Raw genomic sequence first — 21298 nt, forward strand, 5'->3', positions numbered from 1 at the left:
AATTCTGGATAATGAATATGCAAGACATTCAACTCGATAAACGCCTATCTGAACTGCTTTCACAAGCTGTTACGTCGGAAAATGCGCAGCCATTGATGCAGGCGCTCTGCCAATCTCTGAATGAACACAATATTCGTTACTATGTCGACGATGCGCCAAGCATTACTGACTCAGAATACGACAGATTAATGCAGCGGCTGAAACAGCTTGAGGCCGAGTATCCTCAGTTTGTTGCTGCCGATTCGCCTACCCAAAGAGTGGGCGGCATGGCGCTGGCAAAGTTTGAACAAATTACTCACCTTAAACCCATGTTAAGTCTTGATAATGCCTTCGATGAGGCGGACTTTAGTGCATTTCATAAGCGTGTCAGCGACAGAGTGGGGCAAGTGAGTTTTTGCTGTGAGCCGAAACTCGATGGTTTGGCGGTGAGCATTTTATATCGCAATGGGGTGCTTGAGCGCGCTGCGACCCGGGGCGATGGCACTGTGGGCGAAGATATTACCGAAAACGTTAAAACCATTAAGTCGATTCCGCTCAAACTGCGTGGTGACAACTATCCCGAATTGGTTGAAGTGCGCGGCGAAGCCTTTATGCCCAAGGCGGCATTTGAGGCGCTAAATGAGCGTGCACGCTTAAAGGATGAAAAACTGTTTGTGAATCCGCGTAATGCGGCAGCGGGCAGCTTACGTCAGCTCGACAGTAAAATTACCGCGTCACGGGCGCTGTCTTTTTATGCCTACGCCTTAGGTGTGGTGGAGCCGACTTCCCACGAGTTAGCTAAGACGCATTACGAGCAATTGCAGCAACTTAAATCTTGGGGGCTGCCAGTCAGTAGCGAGATTAAAGTCTGCGACGAACTCAGCCAAGTGTTTGGCTACTATCAAGATATATTGACTCGCCGCAGCGATTTACCCTTTGAAATCGATGGTGTGGTAATGAAGGTGAACGATATCGCCCAGCAGCAAACCTTAGGGTTTGTGGCCAAATCACCCCGTTGGGCGATTGCCTATAAATTCCCCGCGCAGGAAGAAATGACCCTGCTCGAAGGCGTAGATTTTCAAGTGGGCCGCACTGGCGCGGTGACTCCTGTTGCGCGCCTAAAACCTGTGTTCGTTGGTGGCGTGACGGTATCGAACGCCACTTTGCACAATGCCGATGAAATCGAGCGTTTAGGTGTGATGGTGGGCGATACCGTGATTATCCGCCGCGCCGGCGATGTGATCCCGCAAATTGTGGCCATAGTGCCAGAGCGTCGCCCTGAAGATGCTAAGGCGATTGCCTTCCCACAACATTGCCCCGTTTGTGGCAGTTTGGTTGAGCGATTAGAAGGTGAGGCCGTGGCGCGTTGTAGCGGCGGCTTATTCTGTGAGGCCCAGCGTAAAGAGGCGATCAAACATTTTGCCTCCCGCAAGGCATTAGATATCGACGGCATGGGCGATAAAATTGTTGAGCAGTTGATTGATAAGGAGTTGGTTCAAAGCCCGGCGGACTTATTTAAACTCACCGCCTCTATGATGACTATGCTGGACCGTATGGGAATGAAGTCGGCCACCAATCTCGCGCTGGCGATTGAAGCGGCTAAAACCACGACTTTGCCTCGTTTCCTCTATGCCTTAGGCATTCGAGAGGTGGGGGAGGCCACGGCGGCGAACCTTGCGACTCACTTTGGTAGTCTAGAGGCACTGCGCGTAGCTACCATTGAGCAACTCATTCAAGTTGAAGATATTGGTGAAGTCGTTGCCCAGCACGTAGCGCATTTCTTTGCTCAGCCCCATAACCTAGAGGTGATCGATGCTTTGATTGCGGCTGGTGTCAACTGGCCTGCGATTGCAGCGCCAAGTGCCGATGAGCAGCCATTGAAAGGGCAGACTTGGGTGTTAACGGGTACCTTAAATCAACTCAACCGTAACGATGCTAAGGCGCAGTTACAGGCCTTAGGCGCCAAAGTAGCGGGCAGTGTATCGAAAAATACCGATTGTTTAGTGGCGGGCGAAGCAGCGGGTTCTAAGCTTTCCAAAGCGCAGGAGCTTGGCGTGAAGGTGATTGGCGAAGACGAATTGCTCGCGCTGCTCGCTGCCAATACCTAATGCGAGTTTGATTTGATGAGTAAAACGCCTTGCTTAGCAAGGCGTTTTTGTTGAGGGTTCATCTTGGTTGGGCGCGGTTTTCTGGCGGAGCCATGATAAACTTGATCTATCCGCAGATTGCACAGATAGCAATCATTGTGCGCTTATAAAAAGGAAAACCTATGACAGATCTCAGTGATATTCGCCGTGAATACACCAAAGGTGGCTTAAGACGCGCCGATTTACCCCAAAACCCGATGCAGTTATTTGAATTGTGGATGACACAAGCCAGAGATGCGCAGTTAACTGATCCTACCGCGATGTGTGTTGCCACAGTGGATGAACATGGCCAACCTTTTCAACGAATTGTACTGTTAAAGCGTTTTGATGAAACGGGATTTGTGTTCTTCACTAACTTGGGCAGTCGCAAGGCACAGCAGATTGCGGCCAATAATAAAGTGAGTCTACATTTTCCTTGGCATCCGATTGAACGCCAAGTGTCGATTCTCGGTGAGGCGCAGCCGCTTTCTACCGCCGAAGTGCTGAAATACTTTATGACCCGCCCCAAGGATAGCCAGATTGCCGCTTGGGTGTCGCAGCAGTCGAGCAAACTGAGTGCCAGACAAGTGCTCGAAGGTAAGTTCTTTGAAATGAAAGCGAAATTTGCTAAGGGTGATGTACCATTGCCGAGCTTTTGGGGCGGTTACTTAGTTAAGCCGTCAAGTATTGAGTTTTGGCAAGGTGGAGAGCATCGCCTGCATGACCGCTTTCTCTACACTCGCCAAGCGGATGAATGGATGATTGACCGTTTAGCACCCTAATGGCTTTAGGAGCTTAATGTGGAACAGTATAAGATTTGGGTGGATGCCGATGCTTGCCCAAACCCAATTAAAGAGATTTTATTTCGTGCAGCTGAGCGAAAGGCGCTGCCGCTAGTGCTGGTGGCGAACCAAATGCTACGGGTGCCACCGTCACCGTATATCAGTCAAGTGCGTGTTGGCTCAGGCTTTGATGTGGCGGATCAATACATTGTCGACCATGTTGAGGCCACACATTTAGTCATCACTGCCGATATCCCGTTGGCGGCGCAAGTGATCGAAAAGGGCGCGCTGGCGCTCAACCCCCGCGGTGAACTCTACACCACTGACAATATTCGCCAAAAGCTTACGATGCGTGATTTTATGGAAGATTTACGTTCATCGGGTGTACATACAGGTGGACCTGATACTTTGTCTGCGGCCGATAAGCAGGCTTTTGCCAATAGTTTAGACAAATGGCTTGTGCGGGTTAAATGATAGTTCACTGGTCGCTAATCAATAAAAAGAGTATCTTTAGTGAAGCTTAGGTGATCTTTGTCACGGTTTGCTAAGTGCTGGGCAGCTTTGTACTTCATAACAAGGAGCTGCTGCTGGGTCTTACAACTCACAATTGAGGATGGATACGATGAATAAATGGATAGGAATCGCGGCATTATCGACGTTGATCAGCTTCAGCTCCGTTGCCCAATGGCAAGTGATTGAGCAGGATTCTAGGGTCAGTTTCGTGTCGGTAAAAAAGGGGGATATTGCTGAGGTTCATCATTTTAAGCAGCTAAAAGGTACTCTGAAGGATACTGGCCAATTTGAGCTAACAATTCCGCTGATAAGCGTAGCAACGGGTATTGATGTGCGTGATGAGCGTATGCAGCACTTATTGTTTGAAGTGTCACTGTATCCTGAACTTAACTTGAGTGCCCAAGTCGATAGTCAAATGCTCAAAGCGCTTGCCGTGGATGAGTCAAAGGTTGTTGACATCGAGGGCAAAATTGCCCTGCATGGAAAACAGCAAACAAAAACTTTTTCGGTAATTTTGACCAAAGTATCTGATAATAAACTGATGGTTAGTAGTTTTCAGCCGATAATTATCAATGCCAATGAATTTGGCTTGGTTGCTGGGGTTGATAAGTTGCGTGATATTGCAGGTTTATCTAGTATTAGCCAAGCCGTTCCGGTGTCGTTTGTACTAACCTTAACTCAGTAACAACAATAAGATTGGTTTAGATCAATACGTCAGCTGTTGTATTTAAGATAAGGTTATGAGGTGGCTGACGTATAATGCTCATACTGACCACTTAATGGGTGGATGTTGAGGCTTTTTAGATGTTAACAGTGTCCTTAATGGCGCTCGATTTAGTTGTTTTAAGGGTTAAAAATGGTCACAGATAAAGACGGTTACATGCATTTAATCCAGTATTTGACTGAGCATCTTGGCTTGTTCGAAACGCCTGATACCCAAAATGTGTCCGACGATACTGTGATGGAATTGTTTGAGGAACAATTATCCGCGCAGATTATTATGGTCTGTGGTCAAAATCCGTCACTCTCCTTTAGTGAGCGTAATACCATTATCCGTGAGGTCGATGCCATTGTGTATGATCTCGAGGAAATTCTCGCCTCTGTAGCCAATCATAGGGCAACACCTGAGCAAACGCTGTTTATCACTGAATTTTCAGGACTCATCAAAAATTTATTTGATCAAGAGATCGCAAAATTTCAATCCCATGCTTAATGTTTGAGGCTAGTCATCGGGTTACTCTTACTCCCATTGCTTATCGTTAGCTCTTGGGAATTGAAGTCGTGTTTTAATCCCGTTCCTTGCCTTCAGCAATTGCATATTGGTTTTTCCATCATGGCTTGTCTCTTCACGCTGGATTGATTGCCGTTGTTAGTAACAACCCTTTGTGCTCATTTTTCTGTTTTCTGTCGATATTCGCACAAAAGCCTATGTGGTTAGGGGAGATAAGCTATCACTCTGCTTATTTTGCTTTCCGAGCCGTAGAAAAATCACCAGTTGTTTAAGCATCTTTGCTTACAGGGTATATCTTTACTCTATAACGATATTTTTGGGTGATATACGAAGGGAGATGCATAATGTTAACCATATGTCCTAGCTATGCCGATGATTTATTAACCATTGCTGTTTCCGGTCAGGTAACGCATCAGGATATTGAAACCATTTTGTTTCCGGCCATTGAAGCTAAGTTATTGGATCATGCTTGTATTCGTTTATGGTATGAATTTAGTGCTGATTTTATGGGTGTTACAGTTGGAGCACTTTGGGACGATGCTTTACTCAGTGTGTTCCATTTCAGTGATTTCGCGCGGGTAGTGATGATTGCGGATACGCAAATGCTTGGGACTATGGTCAATACGTTAGCTTTTATGTTGCCTTGTCCGGTTAAAGTCTTTGGCGAAAATGAGCGTGTACTGGCTAAGGAATGGCTAGACGACGACAAAGTGATTGCACTGTAACAGAGAGTAACTGCTCGGATTGTTGATGCTTAATTTGTAAAGCATAGAGCCGGGCGGCAAAGAGCTGTTACACCGTAGCCAACGGCCAATAGCACTCGATTTGAGTGCCTAGATTGAGTTCGCTGTTTACGATTAGCTCGCCATTTAACTCATATTTTATCCACAAATTGAGGCAGGATAGCGTTCCTGTGCATTGTCTTTGAAGTATGTCATGCCTGAGTTGCTCAAGATGAGCTGTCGAGATCCCCACACCATTATCCTGTAGCAGTATATGTAATTCATTACCTCGTTTATCGAGTTGCAACAGTATTTCGCGATGTTGATGATGCTCTTTAAATGCGTGTTGTAGAGTGTTATTAAGCAATCGATAGAAAAACTGCAAATATTGCCAAGCATTACCATCGATAATTAATAGTTCATCGCAGTTAAGATTTACTTTCACCTGTGCTTTGAGTAATTGTGGCTGTAATAGGCTGAGCAAATGTTGGAGAAACTGCGCTAAATGGAGCGGTCGTATTTCACTATGTTGATCAGTAAATAGCTGCGATATTTGTCTTAATCTTACGGCCTGTTGACTCATGAGATGCACCGCTTTAGCAGACTGGTCGACATATTCACCTTGACGAATCTGACATACTTGAGCGAGGAGGCGATCCTGCTCTTGCATCATTTGATTAATCACTTCGGCGAGGAAGTGCTGCATGAGTTTTAGACTTTGCTGTTTATTGAGGTTGAGCTGGATTTGCTGTGTAATTTCATGATTGAGCTCACCTATCTGCTCCCTCATTAAGGCGAGTTCTTGCTGGGCTAACTGAGTTTGATGTTGCTGTTCCTTCATTTGTTGCTGTTGTTGTTCTAGCAGTTTTTCTTGTGCTTTCTCTTGGCGCTTTTTGAGATCCACATTAAAGCCAATTGCACCAACGCCAATAGAATTATCTTCATCATCTCGGATATCAAACTTAGTCATCTGGTAAATAATTTCACCACGGGGAGTTGGTATTGGCTCTTCAAAATGCAGAGCATCGTGGCGATGGTTTACCCGTTGATCGTTCTGTTGGTAGAGTTGAGCGAGAGGAGCTGGGAAGAGTTCAAAATCCATGGCACCGATAATTTTTCGCCGTTCGATACCGAGTACTTCACAATATTTATGATTGACCAAGGTGTATCTGCCATTTAAGTCTTTGATATAAATGATGGTAGATGCAAAGTCTAATAAAGATCTTAATTGTTCCTTATGTCGATTCAATTCCTGTTGAACATGTTGTTGACTAAGTAACTGTTGTTCCAGTGCGAGATTGCTGGCATCTAAACTCGCCATAGCGATTTCAAGCTGTTGAGTACGCGATAAAAAAGTCTTTGCGAGTAATCCGACTTCGTCATGGCGCTCTTTGGCTTTGAGTTCGATGGAGGCAGAGTCATTGCGTTTAAGCGCTCTGACCATTTCCATTATAGGAGCCATGATTAGCCTATGTTGCAGTATGAACAAGGATATAAGGCCTAGCATTTGGATTGCGACTAAAGAAAGCCCCACTTTTTCAATCAGTTTTTTAGCGGTGTCTTGTAACGGCGCGACTGGTGTGACGACTAAAATTTTCCAATAAGTATGGGGCATAAGAAAAACAGAAACGAGTGAAGGCGCCTTTAGGACAGGATCCATTGTCAATGCGATTGAAGCGATACGTCGGGGTGTTGTGAAATGGTTTTTCGCGTTGTCATTCACAATTGCAGAGAGCATTTCTCGCTCATTATCGCTGCTTAATCGAGTGAGATTATCCATTTGCTCTTGAGTAAAAACGCGCTCAGCAATAGCTTGGTCGATAAAACTGCGATCTGCCAACTGAAGCGCTGATGCTATAGGAGTAAAAGCGTGCTCTACTTTAGCTAACGCATCAAAGCTCATTAAATGGTGTGTCGTATCAGACTGAGATTGGCGTGTATTATCACGATTAGGAAAAGCCAGTATTTGATTTTGATGGTCAATAGCCACGACATAGCCACTGACATCCAACATGGCATTGCGTAACAGCTGGTTGAGTTTTTCTAGACTAATATCCGTGGTAGCTGCACCGATAAATTGATGATCTACCCACATGGCGCTTGATGCGGTAACCATAGGTTCATGGGTTGTGGGATCGACATAGGATTTAGACCAAAAGACTTTACCCGCGGGGAAAAAACGGGTTGGTCGATACCATTCTTCAGTATGATAACTTGGGAAGTTATCACTGTTGTAGCTGTCTATCGCTACCAACTCACCGCGAATATTGTGCGCCCAAAACAAGCTGTCACGGAACTTTTGCCGATTAAATGCGCCTGGCTCAGGCCAAATACCGCCACCAGAGATGATGTCTTTTTGACTTTCTATCGAAAGTAAAACGGGAATACTTTTACTGAGCTGTTCAGGTTCATGGCGGTAGAGCATGGCGATTTGACTAATCGCATTCACTTGATTTTCGACTTGTGAGGTCATCTCCTGCAGTTTAGCAATAATTATTTGCCCGTGATTCTGATTAAGCAACGTCTGTTGCTCACTGATTTGTTGGGTCTGGATATTAAGGATGACCCAAGCAGTACTGAAAATCAGTATGCTGGCGATGATGAGTTGGAGCAAGCTGAGCTTAAACGGCAGGCTTTTTTGCCATTGGGTTAACGAGGCTTGTGGCGCAATGATAGGCCGTTTATCCATGTTATACGGGGTCCAAATGCCGCGATCATTGAGCCAGTTTAGCTTTTTTTGATCTAATTGCCATTGGCTTAAATCAAAGTTAAGTCATAACACTAACTAAAGTTATAAATGGAGAGGCATAAAAATAAGGCAGACCTTAAGTCTGCCTATTGAAACTTATTTATAGAGTGACGGTTTATTTGAGCCGCTGAGAATTGGCACAATAAACAGTAATAACATCACTAGATAACCACTAAAGGCAACGACCATCCATTCGGCCATTGTCACTCCCATAAATTGCCATGGCACATCGGTACACATACCCGTCGGCATCATGATGGCAGGAAACCATTCATGCAGTGGCATCCAGGCTGGAAATTCGGGTAAAAACGAGCAGGTAGAAAACGGTGAGGGATTGTTTTGCATATCCACTAAGGCTAATGCTAGCTTTAGGCCCCATGTTGCGCTTATTGCCCAACCCAGTGCTCCCAAAATTCGAACGATACGGTACTTTGGCACCGTCATTCCCACAAGTCCTGCAGCCAAAATACCGAATACAGCGAGTCTTTGGTAGATACACATCACACAGGGATCTAATTTCATCACGTATTGAAAATATAAAGCGGCCGCTTCAAGGACAATCGCAGAGCCTGTCAGAATAAACCAAGATGCACGGGAATGGGCAAAGCGAGTGAATGCTGTCAAAAGTGAACTCCGTATCAACAAAAAACGCCCTTGAAGATAGGGCGTTTGTTTGACTGTACTGAACTCATAAAGTTCAGTCAACTCTGATATTTATGTTAGTGAGCTGCCGCAGGCGCTAAGGCTTCCTTAACACTGTGGTGCAAAATCGCATGGGAATCATAGAAATACTGCGTCATTTGCTCTAAGAAACCCATTTGAATCGCCATTACACCCACAACCGATAGGACGATCGTGTAAGGCAATGCCATCCATACCATTCTGCCGTAGGACAAGCGGATGAGTGGTGCAAGTGCTGATGTCAGTAAGAACAGGAATGCAGCTTGACCATTGGGTGTTGCAACTGAAGGCAAGTTAGTTCCAGTGTTAATTGCCACAGCCAACAGGTCGAATTGATCGCGGGTAATTTGACCATTAATCAAAGCCGCTTTGACTTCGTTAATGTAGACCGTCCCCACAAACACGTTATCACTGACCATAGAGAGTAAACCGTTAGCAATATAGAAAATCACTAATTGGGTATTACCTTCGTGGTTCAGCGCCCATTGGATCACGGGAGCAAATAGTTGTTGATCAATAATCACTGCGACCACGGCAAAGAATACCGCTAACAGTGCCGTAAAGGGGAGAGCTTCTTCGAAGGCTTTTCCTAGGGCATGTTCATCGGTAATACCGTTAAACGCAGTGGCTAAAATAATCACGGATAAACCAATCAAGCCTACAGAGGCTAAATGTAACGCAAGACCTGCAATCAACCAAACCCCAATAATGGCTTGAACAATAAGCTTCATTTTATCTTTATTGGTACGACGTGCATCTTCATAGGCTGCATAGTCACAGAGGATTTTATGAACAGCATCAGGTAATTGCGCACCGTATCCAAAGATACGGAATTTTTCGACTAAGTAGCAGGTTAAGATACCAGCAATCAGGACCGGCACGGTAACTGGTGACATACGAATTGCAAACTCACCAAACTGCCAGTTAGCTTGGGCGGCAATAATTAAGTTTTGAGGCTCGCCAACCATAGTACACACGCCACCTAATGCGGTACCAACGCCTGCGTGCATCAATAGGTTACGTAAGAAGCCACGGAAAGACTCCAGCTCAGCTTCGTTGAGTTGGGCATCACCTTCCTCGTTTTTATCTTCTGAGGTATGGTCATGATCGGCAGAGAAATCTTTACCCGAGGCAACTTTGTGGTAAATAGAGTAAAAGCCCACAGCAACGGTAATAATTACTGCAATAACGGTTAAAGCATCTAAAAAGGCGGATAGGAATGCTGAAGCTAAACAAAACATTAAAGACACTAAGATTTTAGATCGGACTTTGGTGATCATCTTAGTAAACACGAATAGCAGCAGTTGCTTCATGAAGTAAATGCCAGCCACCATGAACACTAGCAATAATAACACTTCAAGGTTAGCTTCAATTTCGTGTAGCACTTGACTGGCTGAAGTCATGCCAATTGCAACCGCTTCGATGGCTAACAAACCGCCGGGTTGTAATGGATAGCATTTTAACGCCATTGCTAGGGTGAAAATAAATTCAAGCACTAATACCCAACCAGCCACAAAGGGACTGACATAGAAAAAGAGTATTGGATTGATTATTAAAAACGACAGTATTGCGATCTTGTACCACTTAGGTGAGTTACCTAAGAAGTTTCCAATAAACGCCTGACTCATTGTCATCGGCATGGCATCCTCTCTTCTAATTATGTTTTAAATTTCACAAGTTATTGTTAGTGACATATGTTTTAGGATTCAGTCTAGCCTAAAGAGAATGCTAATGTAACGAGTTACTCAAACCCAGATTTCAAAAAGCGGAGCTAATCGGCAAAATTGGTACAATTGCTATTGATTTGTGTCGATTTATTAAACATTTTTGTGACAATTGTACGCTGATGAAGCGGGGAGTTTCAGTCAATGGTTTCCATTTTTTACCGCTCTGGTATGATCAGTGACCATTATTAAAGCACAACAACTGGATAAGTGGGCTGATGATTATCAATGCCAAAGGACCTGCAAGTTTTGCAGAGAAGTATATTGTAAGATCGATTTGGGAAAATAAGTTTCCTCCAGGGTCCATTTTACCGGCTGAACGTGAGCTTTCTGAATTGATCGGCGTGACCCGGACGACGTTGCGTGAGGTGTTACAGCGTTTAGCGCGTGATGGTTGGTTGAAAATTCAACATGGCAAGCCGACTCGTGTCAATAATTTTTGGGAAACTTCGGGTCTGAATATTCTTGAGACGATTGCAGATCTCAACCCTGAGGGCTTCCCTGTACTAGTGGACCAATTACTCTCTGCTCGTACCAATGTGAGTGCAATTTATTTCCGTGGCGCACTGCGCAACAGCCCTGATACTGCGATGGAAGTATTGGCTAAAATCCATCAGTTAGAGGATACCGCTGAATCCTTTGCCGAGTATGATTATCTGTTGCATCATACGTTAGCGTTCTCATCGGGTAATCCGCTTTATGTATTGATCTTGAATGGCTTTAAGGGACTATACAGTCGAGTTGGGCGTTACTATTTTAGTAGTCCAGAGGCTCGTCAGTTGGCACTTAATTTTTATAAAGAGTTAGAACTGTTAGCGAAAGCGAAAAACTATCTCGATGTGCCTGCATTAATGCGTACCTATGGGATCAATAGTGGCAAAATGTGGCTGCAATTGCGTGATGATATGCCGTCTTCAATTGCTCAACAGGATTCGCATTCGTAGCTGACGCTGAGCATTCACTATCTGGGTGCTTGTTAACATCAGGTCAAATAAAATATGAAAGCCGTTTTCGCTAAAACGGCTTTTTTGTATGTTGTCTTACCACGGATTATCAGTCCGCTTTGGGCTGCTCAGGGCATGTAGCTAATAATGTAATGCTATTATCAGCGTTGGCTTGTTCAAGGCTAACACTAAAACCCCAAAGACGGTGCAGATGCTTGAGCACTTCTTTGTAGCTATTAGCAAGCGGGATATCTTTGTTGGGAACATACCTTAGCGTAAGGGATCTGTCGCCGTTTATTTCAACATTATGCACTTGAATATTGGGTTCAATATTAGACAAATTGTACTGCTGCGATAATAAATTACGAATATCTTGATAGCCCTGTTCATCGTGGATGGCGGATACGGATAAATAGTTACGTTTTTCATCATCATGGATGCCAAAAAGCTTGAATTGACGGATCACTCTTGGTGACAGGTATTGGCTGATAAAACTCTCATCCTTAAAGTTCTGCATCGCAAAGTGTAGGGTTTCGAGCCAATTACTCCCCGCAATATCCGGAAACCAGGCTTTGTCTTCATCAGTCGGAGCCTCACAGATGCGCCTAATATCGGTAAACATCGCAAACCCTAGGGCATAGGGATTGATACCGCTGTAGTATCGGCTGTTATATTCAGGCTGCGCTACGACGCCCGTATGACTTTGCAAAAACTCCATCATAAAGCGGTCAGTGACAACACCATCATCGTATAAATGATTCAAAATAGTGTAGTGCCAAAAGGTTGCCCACCCCTCATTCATGACTTGTGTTTGTTTTTGCGGATAAAAATATTGTGCCATTTTGCGTACGATCCGGATAATTTCCCGCTGCCATGACTCCAGCAATGGCGCATTTTTTTCAATAAAATAAAGAATGTTTTCCTGCGGCTCGGCGGGAAAACGGCGCTTAGTGGTCGACGGTTGCTGCTGTTGATGGGTGGGAATAGTGCGCCACAAATCGTTCACTTGGCTTTGCAGGTAGGCCTCGCGATCTTTTTGCCTCGCTTGTTCTTCCCTAAAAGAGATTTCAGCAGGACGTTTATATCTATCAACGCCATAGTTCATTAAGGCGTGGCAGGAGTCAATCACGCTTTCAACTTGCTCGACACCGTATTTTTGCTCGCAATCGCTGATATAGTTTTTAGCGAACACCAAATAGTCGATAATCGAACTCGCATCGGTCCAGGTTTTAAATAGGTAATTGTTTTTAAAAAAACTATTATGTCCAAAACAGGCGTGCGCCATCACTAATGCTTGCATTGTAATGGTGTTTTCTTCCATGAGATAGGCGATGCAAGGGTTGGAGTTGATCACGATTTCGTAGGCGAGCCCCATTTGCCCACGTTTGTAGCCTTGTTCGGTCTCAATAAAGCGTTTGCCAAAGGACCAATGGGTATAGCCTATGGGCATCCCAATACCGGCATAGGCATCCATCATCTGCTCTGCGGTGATGATTTCGATTTGATTCGGATAGGCGTTTAATTTGTAAATTGCTGCCACCCGTTCAATTTCCTTTAAATAACTTTGTAGCAGCTCAAAGCTCCCGTCTGGACCATCGCTTAAGGCTGTACGTGTTTTTGCTTCTTTAATCCCCATAGAGCCCCCTTAAACCGCCTGTTTTTTAAATAATTCTCTAAAGACAGGGTAGATATCTTCGGCTTGACGAATATGTTGTACCGCTATGTTGTCGTAGTGTTGTTTTAGGGATTCGTATTCACGCCACAGGGTTTGATGGGCACGATTGGTGATTTCGATATAGCTGTAATAGCGCACCAGTGGCAATATTTTTTGTTCTAACCATTGTCTACAGGTTGGTGAATCGTCGGCCCAATTGTCGCCGTCGGATGCTTGCGCGGCGTAAATATTCCACTCATTGGCAGGGTAACGCGCCTGTTGAATTTCGTGCATTAATTTCAAGGCGCTCGACACTATGGTGCCGCCAGTTTCCTGGGAATAGAAGAACTCATGTTCGTCTACTTCCTTCGCTTGGGTATGGTGACGGATATAGACCACCTCGAGGTTTTTGTAGGTACGAGTGAGGAACAAGTACAGCAAGATATAGAAACGTTTCGCCATATCTTTTGTCGCTTGATCCATCGAGCCTGACACGTCCATTAAGCAGAACATGACCGCTTGGCTTGAGGGCACCTCGCGCCTTGCAAAGTTGTTGAAGCGTAAGTCAAAGGTATCGATAAACGGTACTTTAGCAATCTTCTGCTTTAACTCCTCAATTTGTGCTTTTAAATCCAAAACCAGCTCAGCTTTTGTTCCAGGTATATTTTCAAGCTCTGCCAGTTCCTGTTCCAACTCTTTGAGCAATTTCTTTTTACTCGCCGACATGGCGATACGGCGCGCCAAGGATGAACGCAGTGAGCGCACAATATTGATATTGGCAGGCACCCCATCATTGGTGAATCCCGCACGGTAGATTTGATACTCAACGAGCTTGTTGAGACGGTTTTTTTGTAGATTCGGTAGCTCTAAATCTTCAAATAACAACTCAAGGTATTCATCCTTTGAGATTTCAAATGCAAAGTCATCATTACCTTCACCTGAATCGGAGGCATCACCTTTACCCGCTCCGCCGCCAGCACCTCCCGGTGGTCTGTCAATTTTATCGCCACGGGTGAATTGGTCATTCCCTGGGTGAACTCTGTCTCTTACGCCTCCTTTACCTTGATGGAACATAGGTTCACTGATATCCCGTGTGGGAATACTGATTTTTTCACCTTTATCTACATCCGTTACACTGCGACGCGTGACGGCATCGCTGACGGCTTTTTTGATTTGTTGCTTATATCGGTTGATAAAGCGTTGGCGGTTGACTGTGCTTTTTCCTTTCGCATTCAACCGTCTATCGATAAAGTTCGCCATATGCACCTCCCAAACCCCAGCGAAGGCTTTGGCAACACCAAAGCCTCGTTTTTAGTGAGCGCAAGTTAAGAGGATTTACGAACCCGTAAATACCACTCAGACAGGAGTCTGACTTGTTTTTTGATATAGCCTTTCTCCATCATTCGATTGACAAAATCATCGTGTTTACGTTGATCGTCAGTCGAGGTTTTGGCGTTAAAGGAAATAACTGGCAGTAAGTCCTCTGTATTCGAGAACATTTTCTTCTCGATCACAGTGCGTAGTTTTTCATAGCTGGTCCACAGTGGGTTATGGCCCTCATGACTTGCGCGAGCGCGCAGGACAAAGTTGACAATTTCGTTACGGAAATCTTTTGGATTACTGATGCCCGCAGGTTTTTCGATTTTTTCAAGTTCGGCATTCAGTGCGGCGCGGTCAAACAACTGGCCCGTTTCTGGATCCCGATATTCTTGATCCTGAATCCAAAAATCGGCATAGGTGACATAACGGTCGAAGATATTTTGGCCGTATTCAGAGTAGGACTCTAAATAGGCGGTTTGGATTTCTTTACCGATAAATTCGACATATTTAGGAATTAAGTAGCCTTTTAAAAACTCTAAATAACGTTCGGCGGTATCGCTAGGGAATTGCTCCTGCTCAATTTGCCGTTCAAGCACATAGAATAAATGCACTGGATTAGCGGCAATTTCGGAATGGTCAAAGTTAAATACCCGTGACAGGATCTTAAAGGCAAAACGAGTAGAAAGGCCGTTCATTCCCTCATCGACGCCTGCATAATCGCGATATTCTTGGTAGGATTTTGCTTTAGGATCAGTATCTTTTAAGCTCTCACCATCATAAACTCGCATTTTCGAGTAGATAGAAGAGTTTTCTGGGACTTTGAGCCTTGATAGTACGCTAAATTGCGCTAGGGTTTCTATGGTTCCGGGGGCGCAAGGTGCTTGAGATAGCTCGGAATTTTGTATGAGCTTTTTGTAAATCTGCAGTTCTTCTGATACCCGTAGACAATAGGGCACTTTGACAATATAAACCCTGTCGAGGAAGGCTTCGTTGTTCTTGTTATTTTTGAAGGTTGACCATTCTGACTCGTTAGAGTGTGCCAAAATAATCCCGCTATAGGGCAGGGCAGACAAGCCTTCCGTGCCGTTATAGTTACCTTCTTGCGTCGCGGTTAGCAGTGGATGTAGCACCTTAATTGGCGCCTTAAACATTTCCACAAACTCCATTATCCCTTGGTTAGCGCGGCATAATGCGCCGGAGTAGGCATAGGCATCGGCATCGTCTTGCGAGAAATGTTCTAGCTGACGAATATCGACCTTACCCACCAAGGAAGAAATATCTTGGTTGTTTTCATCCCCAGGCTCGGTTTTGGCAATCGCCAATTGGTCGAGAATAGAGGGGTAGACCTTGACCACACGGAATTTTGAAATATCGCCGCCAAACTCGTGCAGACGTTTCACCGCCCAAGGTGACATGATGGTTTTGAGATAACGGCTGGGAATATTGAATTCATCCCGCAATAGTTGACCATCTTCGTCCACATCGAAGAGACAGAAGGGATGATCATTCACTGGGCTTCTTACCCCATTAGCGCTCAGAATATAAATGGGCACTTTTTGCATCAATGATTTAAGTTTTTCTGCCAGTGATGACTTACCGCCACCCACTGGGCCGAGTAAGTATAAAATTTGCTTAGATTCTTCTAAGCCTTGGGCTGAGTGTTTTAGGTAGGCAACGATTTGCTCAATCGCATCTTCCATACCGTAAAAGTCTTTAAATGCGGGATAGCGTGAGATGAGACGATTCGAAAAGATACGGCTTAGGGTTGGATTTTTAGCTGTATCGATAATTTCAGCATCACCGATGGCGAGCAGTAATCGCTCAGATGCTGACATATAAGCACTGCGATCTTCTTTACAGATATCCAGAAATTCCTGCAAAGTGTATTCTTCATCGAGTTTTTGTTCGTAGCGCTTTTGGTAATGCTCGAAAATGCCCATATAAACCCCCTGAAACGCCAGTGATGTTATGGAAGGGATAACTGATTTTTCAGCTTCCTACATTAATCTTAGACACAAACTTGCTTGCTGTGTCAAAAAAATATCAAATAAAAACAATAACAAATGATTGCAATTGCAATTATTGCACTTGTAGTTATCAGGTGAAGTTTAACGGGAAGTCGAAGATGAATGATTTTTGAGGTAATAAAAAAGAGCCACTTGGGCTCTTTTTATGGATCGCTGAGAGACGATTAACCCGCGAAGTTTTGGTTCACGAAGTCCCAGTTAACTAATTGCCAGAAGTGGGCCAAGTAGTCAGGACGTACGTTGCGGTAATCGATGTAGTAAGCGTGTTCCCACACGTCAACAGTCAGGATTGGTGTCACAGTGCTGTCAGTCAGAGGTGTTGCTGCATTGCTAGTGTTAACGATAGCAACAGTGCCATCGGCTTTTTTCACTAACCAAGTCCAAGCGCTACCAAAGTTGTTTACCGCAGAATCGGTAAATTGTGCTTTGAATGCGTCGAATGAGCCGAAAGCCGCGTTGATGGCATCAGCCACAGGGCCAGTTGGCTCACCGCCAGCGTTAGGCGCTAAGCAGTTCCAGTAGAAAGTGTGGTTCCAAACTTGAGCTGCGTTGTTAAATACGCCACCAGTAGAAGTTTTGATGATTTCTTCTAAAGATTTGCCTGCGAAATCGGTTCCTTCGATTAAACCGTTTAGCTTAACAACGTAGGTGTTGTGATGCTTGCCGTAGTGGTATTCAATGGTTTCTTGAGAAATGTGTGGTTCTAGTGCGTTCTTTGCATATGGTAATGCGGGTAATTCGAAAGCCATTAGTATCTCTCCATGGTCTTAGGTTATCGTTTTTTAAACGTGCTCACTGGACACTATTGTACCGATAAAATTTGTGATGTGAATCATTGTTTGGCTAATTGATTAGATAGGCGTCATCGAAAAACTAATTGCAGGCCATAACCTTACAAACTGTGGGATTTTGTTCTGTGCTTAGCTGTCGTACAATAGCCAGCATTGAGTCAATGTCATCATACTTAGGAATTAAAATGGAAACAGTAGAGAAAATTAAACAGCAGATCGCTGAAAACCCAATCATTGTATATATGAAGGGTTCTCCTAAATTACCTAGCTGTGGTTTTTCATCTCAGGTAGCCCAAATCATGATTAACTGCGGCGAGCAGTTTGCGTTTGTGGATATTCTCCAGCACCCAGATATTCGTGCTGAATTACCTAAGTATGCAAACTGGCCAACCTTCCCACAACTGTGGATTGAAGGCGAGCTGATTGGTGGCTGTGATATCGTGGTTGATATGTACCAAAAAGGCGAATTACAGCCATTAATCAAAGCGACCGCAGAAAAGTACAAAACCGCAGAGTAATTACTCGTCACAGAGCGAGAAGAATAACAAAAAGCCGCTAAGTGAATAACTTAGCGGCTTTTTTATTGCCATATTCCTACTGAGTCAGGAATTGAAGGGCTGCACTTAGTGTGATGCCGCATCTCGATCGTGGTGTTTGCTCGCAGGTAATAGCAGATTCATGGTAATGGCGACAATCCCGCAAAGACTAATGCCTGTAAGGCTAAAAGAACCAATACCAAAGGCCATACCGCCAATACCGAAGACTAAGGTGACACCGACAATGCTTAAGTTACGCGGCTCGGATAAGTCCACGTGATTACGGATTAAGGTATTTAATCCTACAGCGGCAATTGAACCAAATAACAAACACATAATGCCGCCCATAACTGGAACGGGGATAGTTTGCATCAGTGCCCCTAATTTACCTACAAACGCCAAGGTAATGGCAGTGATGGCTGTCCATGTCATGATCCTTGGGTCGAAGTTACGGGTTAAAGTGACTGCACCTGTGACTTCTGAATAGGTGGTGTTTGGTGGACCACCGAAGGCTGCTGCGGCGATTGTTGCTACGCCGTCACCCGTTAAGGTGCGGTGCAGGCCCGGTTTTTTCATAAAATCCTTACCAGTGACATTGGAAATAGCCAAGATGTCACCGATATGTTCAACCGCAGGAGCAATGGCTACAGGGATCATAAACGCAATCGCATGCCAGTTAAATTCGGGGGCGACAAATTTTGGAATGGCGATCCAACTTGCTGCAGTGACTACCGCAAAATCGACGATACCAAATGCTAGACTCAGGCTGTAGCCAACGATAATGCCAGCAAGAATGGGCATCACCTTGAGTAACCCTTTAGCAAAAATCGCTACGGCAATGGTGGTACAAAGGGATACAAGCGAAATGATTAATGCCGTATTGGTTGCGACTAAGGTTAGACTGCCGTCGCCACTTTTGCCCAGCGCCATATTCACGGCAACAGGTGCTAAGCCCAGGCCAATGATAATGATGACGGGTCCTACAACTACAGGTGGTAACAGCCGATGAATAAAGTCAGTGCCGCGTACTTTAACTAAGGCGCCTAGGCATACATAGACCGCGCCTGCGGCCATGATACCGCCCATGGTTGATGGGATCCCCCAAGTTTGTACCCCGTAAAGAATCGGGGCGATAAAAGCGAAGGAGGAAGCCAGAAAAATAGGCACTTGGCGTTTAGTGATTAATTGAAATAGTAGGGTACCAATACCTGCGGTAAAGAGTGCAACACTGGTGTCGAGCCCAGTTAACAGTGGCATCAGTACTAGGGCGCCAAATGCGACAAACAGCATTTGTGCGCCCTGCAATGGAATAGCAAGTCGTCTCATTTATTATTCTCGTAAATTTAGGGTAAACCGCGAGATGATAACAGTTTGTTGCAATATGATCTTTATTAAATGATGTATTTGCGGGTGGCGATCACTGTTTTATGGCTTGTCAGAGTAGCGATCCTTATTCAGAGTATCGAATAAGGCTAAGACTCGCTAAAGGCGCGAACTATGGTACAATTTGCACTATCTGATGTTACTTCAACTACCCAAAGATGCTGAAATTTCTATTAAAGCCAAGCTTAGTCGCGTTTTTATACTGCCTGTTTACCGTTAATAGCCTGCAAGCTGTTGAAGTGAGTAAATTAGATGAGGCCGATGTACCGGTCACTTCCCGTGCGGTTCCAGAGCGTAATAGTGCGCTGAAAACCGCTTTAGAAAAAGTGATCATTAAAAACACGGGGACGGCCCGTTCTTTGGACAATAGCGTCATTCAATCGCAGTTGGCCAATCCTGATGCTTTGCTAAGTCAATTTGGTTATGTTGAACAAAATGGTCAATTGCTGCTGAAAGCAAATTTCGAGCATAGACGAATTGTGTCCTTGTTGCGTCAAGCACAACTCCCTGTATGGGGCACCCAGCGTCCATTGACCCTGTTTTGGGTGGCGATGCCCGGTGAAGGTGACACCATTCTATTAAGTGATTCTTCCACATCGACCGAGCGTCAGGCGTTTAGCTCTTTCTCTGATGAACGTGGGATACCTGTGCTATTGCCTATCCTCGATCTTGATGAACTCATGGGGATTAACCCGAACGATGTCAAAGGCATGTTTGCAGATATAGTGGCCAGTGTCTCTGGACGTTATCAAGCTGATTTCTTAGCGCTTGTTGCCATTGAGCCAGCAGGGAACCAGGTGCGTTATCGCTTAAATCTGTATTCTAAAACTACGATTGATTCATTAACGCCACCATTGTTTAGTTTTAATGGCAGTGCCGAAAATAGTGCGCAGGCGATCACAGCGATGATGGCTGCCCTAGGGGATTACTATTTTACTAAGTATGCTATTGCGGATTCTGGTGAGCAGGTTGGCGCCAGTGTGACCTTTGTGAACATTGATAAAATGGCACAAGTTGTCGAGGTAGAAAAGTATTTAAAACAACTGAGTGCGGTTAAGAATGCGACTTTGTCGCGCATTCAAGGTAACACTGTGACTTTTTCGTTAGATCTATTTGGCTCACAGACAGACTTTGAGCGCTTATTAAGTTTAGAGCCGAGAATTTCGGTGGTCGCTCCTGGAGAGTTTTCCGCCAGTGCGAGCCCTGCAGGTAAAACTGTCTATCAATGGCGGTTACCTTAAACTTCCCTCGTAGAGGCTGGGAAATACTCTACCCAGTCGCGTGGGGTTGATAATTTATTGATATTGAGACGTACGAGTGCCATTAAACTCACCGCTACAACTTTCATTGCCGGTTTATCTGCCAGACGATGAAACTTTTAATAGTTATTATCCTGCAGCGGGTAATGATGAACTTATTCAAAAGCTGCGCGCTAATGCTGAGGGGCATGGTGAAGCGGCTATCTATGTTTGGGGACCCGTAAAATCGGGACGTACTCACTTAATGCATGCCGCCTGTGCCCATGCGAATGAGCTCGACCGCCGCAGCTTTTATCTGCCACTTGGGATCCATGCGAGTATTTCGACGGCGCTATTAGAAGGTTTGGAACAACTTGATTTGATTTGCATTGATGATGTGGACGACATCGCAGGCCATCCCGTTTGGGAAGAGGCGATTTTTGATCTGTATAATCGTGTTGCTGAAAATAAACATTGCGCGCTGGTGGTGAGTGGTCGGTCTGCGCCTGCGGATGCAGGGTTTTTATTACCCGATTTAGTCTCAAGAATGCAGTGGGGACTCAATTATCAACTCCAGCCTATGGCTGATGATGAAAAACTCGCAGCATTGCAACGCCGTGCTGCCATGCGTGGGCTGCAATTACCTGAAGACGTTGGACGTTTTTTGCTCAACCGAATGGCAAGAGACCTACGTACTCTGTTTGATGTGTTAGATAAACTTGATAAAGCATCTTTAGTGCATCAGCGCAAACTCACCATTCCTTTTGCAAAAGAAATGCTGCACCTCTGAGCCGATACCGTATTAGCAAAAAGCCCGTCGCATAATTACGACGGGCTTTTTTATATCTCCAAATGAGCTGAAATACTGAAATCTTGTCTATCTGCTCGCTTAGATCAA

At 44.8% G+C, this 21298-nt stretch carries 18 protein-coding genes; 10 read left to right on the forward strand and 8 right to left on the reverse strand.

Annotated features, from left to right (window positions below; translation table 11 throughout):
• Positions 1-17: 17 nt before the first annotated feature.
• The 6 genes from ligA to M0413_RS17780 all read left to right on the forward strand — a co-directional run bounded on the left by ligA (position 18) and on the right by M0413_RS17780 (position 5356).
• Positions 18-2087, forward strand: a complete 2070-nt coding sequence (gene ligA, locus M0413_RS17755) for an NAD-dependent DNA ligase LigA (RefSeq protein WP_249555108.1) — start codon at positions 18-20, stop codon at positions 2085-2087.
• Between the two features lie 161 nt (positions 2088-2248).
• Positions 2249-2887: a pyridoxamine 5'-phosphate oxidase gene (pdxH, locus tag M0413_RS17760; RefSeq protein ID WP_047535211.1), complete on the forward strand. Its 639-nt coding sequence runs from the start codon at positions 2249-2251 to the stop codon at positions 2885-2887.
• 18 nt (positions 2888-2905) lie between these two features.
• A complete protein-coding gene (locus tag M0413_RS17765; RefSeq protein ID WP_055648128.1) occupies positions 2906-3361 on the forward strand; it encodes a YaiI/YqxD family protein in 456 nt (151 codons plus the stop codon).
• A 148-nt stretch (positions 3362-3509) separates the two neighbouring features.
• Positions 3510-4085, forward strand: a complete 576-nt coding sequence (locus tag M0413_RS17770) for a YceI family protein (RefSeq protein WP_037419949.1) — start codon at positions 3510-3512, stop codon at positions 4083-4085.
• A 171-nt stretch (positions 4086-4256) separates the two neighbouring features.
• Entirely contained in the window at positions 4257-4613 is a 357-nt protein-coding gene (locus M0413_RS17775) for a DUF3802 family protein (protein WP_037419846.1), read from the forward strand.
• 362 nt (positions 4614-4975) lie between these two features.
• Positions 4976-5356: a SpoIIAA family protein gene (locus tag M0413_RS17780; protein ID WP_037426761.1), complete on the forward strand. Its 381-nt coding sequence runs from the start codon at positions 4976-4978 to the stop codon at positions 5354-5356.
• 67 nt (positions 5357-5423) lie between these two features.
• Here M0413_RS17780 and M0413_RS17785 read toward each other — a convergent pair whose 3' ends face one another.
• The 3 genes from M0413_RS17785 to nhaB all read right to left on the reverse strand — a co-directional run bounded on the left by M0413_RS17785 (position 5424) and on the right by nhaB (position 10423).
• Positions 5424-8042 carry a PAS domain-containing protein gene (locus tag M0413_RS17785; protein WP_249555110.1) on the reverse strand — a complete coding sequence of 873 codons (2619 nt, stop codon included), beginning with the start codon at positions 8040-8042 and terminating at the stop codon, positions 5424-5426.
• A 156-nt stretch (positions 8043-8198) separates the two neighbouring features.
• Entirely contained in the window at positions 8199-8726 is a 528-nt protein-coding gene (gene dsbB / locus M0413_RS17790; protein ID WP_037426767.1) for a disulfide bond formation protein DsbB, read from the reverse strand.
• A 95-nt stretch (positions 8727-8821) separates the two neighbouring features.
• Positions 8822-10423, reverse strand: coding sequence for a sodium/proton antiporter NhaB (gene nhaB / locus M0413_RS17795; RefSeq protein ID WP_037419860.1), 1602 nt, complete (start codon positions 10421-10423; stop codon positions 8822-8824).
• 302 nt (positions 10424-10725) lie between these two features.
• Here nhaB and fadR point away from each other — a divergent pair, with 302 nt between their 5' ends.
• Positions 10726-11451 carry a fatty acid metabolism transcriptional regulator FadR gene (fadR, locus tag M0413_RS17800; protein WP_037419862.1) on the forward strand — a complete coding sequence of 242 codons (726 nt, stop codon included), beginning with the start codon at positions 10726-10728 and terminating at the stop codon, positions 11449-11451.
• Positions 11452-11560: 109 nt separating this feature from the next.
• On the opposite strand, the gene M0413_RS17805 is transcribed toward fadR, so the two are convergent.
• The 4 genes from M0413_RS17805 to sodB all read right to left on the reverse strand — a co-directional run bounded on the left by M0413_RS17805 (position 11561) and on the right by sodB (position 17201).
• The gene (locus M0413_RS17805; RefSeq protein WP_249555112.1) at positions 11561-13087 is read right to left on the reverse strand and encodes a SpoVR family protein; all 1527 of its coding nucleotides are present in this window, start codon (positions 13085-13087) and stop codon (positions 11561-11563) included.
• A 9-nt stretch (positions 13088-13096) separates the two neighbouring features.
• Positions 13097-14365 (reverse strand): YeaH/YhbH family protein, encoded by a 1269-nt coding sequence (locus tag M0413_RS17810; RefSeq protein WP_249555114.1) that lies wholly within the window; start codon positions 14363-14365, stop codon positions 13097-13099.
• A 65-nt stretch (positions 14366-14430) separates the two neighbouring features.
• Positions 14431-16365, reverse strand: a complete 1935-nt coding sequence (locus M0413_RS17815) for a PrkA family serine protein kinase (protein ID WP_249555116.1) — start codon at positions 16363-16365, stop codon at positions 14431-14433.
• A gap of 251 nt (positions 16366-16616) precedes the next feature.
• Positions 16617-17201: a superoxide dismutase [Fe] gene (gene sodB / locus M0413_RS17820; protein ID WP_011622352.1), complete on the reverse strand. Its 585-nt coding sequence runs from the start codon at positions 17199-17201 to the stop codon at positions 16617-16619.
• 227 nt (positions 17202-17428) lie between these two features.
• Between sodB and M0413_RS17825 the strand changes: the two genes are divergently transcribed.
• The gene (locus tag M0413_RS17825) at positions 17429-17761 is read left to right on the forward strand and encodes a Grx4 family monothiol glutaredoxin (protein WP_007649079.1); all 333 of its coding nucleotides are present in this window, start codon (positions 17429-17431) and stop codon (positions 17759-17761) included.
• Between the two features lie 105 nt (positions 17762-17866).
• On the opposite strand, the gene M0413_RS17830 is transcribed toward M0413_RS17825, so the two are convergent.
• Positions 17867-19105, reverse strand: coding sequence for a uracil-xanthine permease family protein (locus tag M0413_RS17830; protein ID WP_037426776.1), 1239 nt, complete (start codon positions 19103-19105; stop codon positions 17867-17869).
• Positions 19106-19320: 215 nt separating this feature from the next.
• Here M0413_RS17830 and M0413_RS17835 point away from each other — a divergent pair, with 215 nt between their 5' ends.
• Complete coding sequence (locus M0413_RS17835) at positions 19321-20403, forward strand: DUF2066 domain-containing protein (protein ID WP_037426779.1); 1083 nt, start codon at positions 19321-19323, stop codon at positions 20401-20403.
• 76 nt (positions 20404-20479) lie between these two features.
• On the forward strand, positions 20480-21190 hold the full coding sequence (hda, locus tag M0413_RS17840) for a DnaA inactivator Hda (RefSeq protein WP_037419883.1): 711 nt from the start codon (positions 20480-20482) through the stop codon (positions 21188-21190).
• Positions 21191-21298: the final 108 nt, after the last annotated feature.

This window comes from Shewanella sp. 8A (genome assembly GCF_023475945.1).
Lineage (GTDB): Bacteria > Pseudomonadota > Gammaproteobacteria > Enterobacterales > Shewanellaceae > Shewanella > Shewanella xiamenensis.